General features: G+C 34.8%; 3 protein-coding genes. All 3 read left to right on the top strand.

Annotated features, from left to right (window positions below):
- The coding region (gene argH, locus AA81_RS13935) for an argininosuccinate lyase (protein ID WP_103899370.1) at nt 1-753 on the top strand (753 nt) is incomplete at its 5' end.
- On the top strand, nt 750-1,787 hold the full coding sequence (gene argC, locus AA81_RS13930; protein WP_103899369.1) for an N-acetyl-gamma-glutamyl-phosphate reductase: 1,038 nt from the start codon (nt 750-752) through the stop codon (nt 1,785-1,787). The genes argH and argC, both read left to right, overlap by 4 nt.
- Before the next feature lie 187 nt (nt 1,788-1,974).
- Nucleotides 1,975-2,558, top strand: a 584-nt coding sequence (locus AA81_RS13925) for a hydroxymethylglutaryl-CoA lyase-like TIM-barrel protein (RefSeq protein WP_500690319.1), incomplete at its 3' end; no start/stop codon positions are given.

Here is a 2,558-nt window from a genome sequence, read left to right as displayed (position 1 = left end):
TCAGGAGCTTTAGCTGGAACATCATACGATATAGATAGAATGTATGTGGCTTCATTGTTAGACTTTAAAGAGGTTTCACTAAACAGTATTGACGGAGTAAGCGATAGGGATTTTATCATTGAATTCTTATCAATAGCTTCCCTGATAATGATGCATTTGAGTAGATTTTCTGAGGAAGTAGTACTTTGGTCTACCCAAGAGTTCAATTTTGTGGAATTAAGTGACCAATATTCGACTGGAAGTAGCATAATGCCACAAAAGAAAAATCCAGACTCCGCTGAATTAATCAGGGGTAAAACAGGTAGGGTATATGGAAATTTGTTTGCCCTTTTAACAACTATGAAAGGCTTACCCCTAGCATATAACAAAGATATGCAAGAAGATAAAGAACCTCTGTTTGATACCGTTGATACATTAAAAGGTTGTTTAAAGGTATTTATTGGTTTGTTGGGAACGATACGTGTGAACGAAAAAAAGATGGAAGAGGCGGTAAAATTTGGCTATCTCAATGCAACGGATCTGGCAGATTATTTGGTCAAAAAAGGGATCCCTTTCAGAACCGCTCACGATATAGTTGGAAAATTAGTTGCATATGCTATAACAAAAAATGTCTCTTTAGAAGAACTTAATATTTCTGAATTTAGAAATTTTTGTCAGCTGATAGATGAGGATGTGTATGAATTTTTAGATCTAAAAAATATTCTAAAACGCCGTAAAACAATTGGGGCAGCAAGATGGGAGGAAGATGTATGAAGGTTGGTATACTTGGGGCAACAGGATACACAGGTATTGAATTAGTCAGAATTCTTTCAAAACACCCGAATGCTAAAATAACTTATTTGTCATCAAAACACTTTGAATCCCAATTAATTTCAGAAGTTTATCCGGGATTACAAGGAATTTGTGATCTTATATTAGAGGGTGATGATTTCAAAAAAGCGGTTGCTACTTGCGATATAATATTTTCAACTTTACCTCACGAACTAACTTTTGAAATAGCTCAGATGGTAATGGATGCAGGTAAGAGATTGATAGATTTAGGTTCTGCATTTCGTTTCGATGACTTTAATGTCTTCAAAAAGTGGTATGGTTCAAATGATGACATAGAATACGATAAATTCAACAAAGTCTACGGATTAACTGAGTTAAATAGGGAAAAGATTAAAAATGCACAAATTGTGGGCAATCCAGGTTGTTATCCAACTAGTGTGATTTTGGCATTAGCCCCTGTTTTAAAAAATAGAGTTGTATCAGATAAAAACATAATTATTGACAGTAAATCTGGGGTATCAGGTGCAGGTCATGAACCTAAATTTAGTAACTTATATTCAGAATGTAACGAAAATACAAAACCTTATAACGTGGCTAAACATAGACATATTCCAGAAATAGGGCAGGAGTTATCAAAAATAATGCAAGAAGAGGTAAAAATTGTTTTCACCCCACATCTTGTTCCTATGACAAGAGGAATTTTAAGTACGATTTACTGTAATTTGGGATCAGATATAACCTTAAATGAGGTTTACGATCTTTACCAAGAGTTTTATAAAAACGATTATTTCATAAAAATTCTGAACCCTGGAAAGTATCCATCTACAAAAAGTGTGGTTGGCTCCAATTATTGCCAAATAGGTTTTGAAATTGATGAACATACAAATACTTTAATAATCATGTCTGTGATTGACAATTTAGTAAAAGGTGCCAGTGGTCAGGCAGTACAAAATATGAATTTAATGTTTGGATTGCCTGAAAATAAAGGTCTTGATATAATAAGAATCTTTCCATGAACTTGATATATCTTTAAATTTAAGGTATAATTAAAAAAATCAAAAGAACTTTTATCCTTATGGGCGGGGAGCAGGGCGAAGGGTTACTAAGGCATGTTTTAAAGTTCCCAAAGAGAGTATATAAAACTGAAAGGAGGGAGGGTACGATTCTTCTAAAGGTAATGGAAAGAAGAACGTACAAAAGAACGTGAGTAACGTATATATAGTTGATACAACTTTAAGAGATGGAGAGCAAACTGCCGGCGTGGTATTTGCCAATGAAGAAAAGGTCCAAATAGCGAAGATGTTAGCAGAGTTAGGTGTTTATCAGATCGAAGCCGGGATTCCTACGATGGGTGGAGATGAAAAGGAAGCCATAAAGAAGATATGTAAGTTAAACTTAGGTGTTTCAATTATGGGCTGGAATAGAGCAGTTATAAAGGATGTTGAAGAATCCATTGATTGTGGGGTCGATGCGGTTGCAATTTCTATTTCCACTTCAGATATTCACATCAAACACAAACTAAAAAAAGATAGGGATTGGGTATTAAAAAGTATGGTGGATGCTACAAGATTTGCCAAAAAGCACAATTTATACGTTTCTGTAAACGCTGAAGACGCTTCAAGAAGTGATATGGATTTTCTTATAAAGTTTGCTAAAGAGGCTAAAGAAGCAGGTGCAGATAGGTTAAGATACTGTGACACCGTTGGAATGATGGAACCATTTTCTATCTACGAACATATCAGAAGAATAATAGACGAAGTTGGTATCGATATTGAGATGCATACCCA

This window comes from Petrotoga halophila DSM 16923 (assembly GCF_002924615.1).
The sequence above is the reverse complement of the archived record's forward strand: the minus strand, read 5'-3'. Positions and strand labels throughout refer to the sequence as shown.

What these genes read in the sequence shown, in the direction of transcription:
- argC (WP_103899369.1), top strand. Translation starts at nt 750, where the DNA reads ATGAAGGTTGGTATACTTGGGGCAACAGGATACACAGGTATTGAATTA.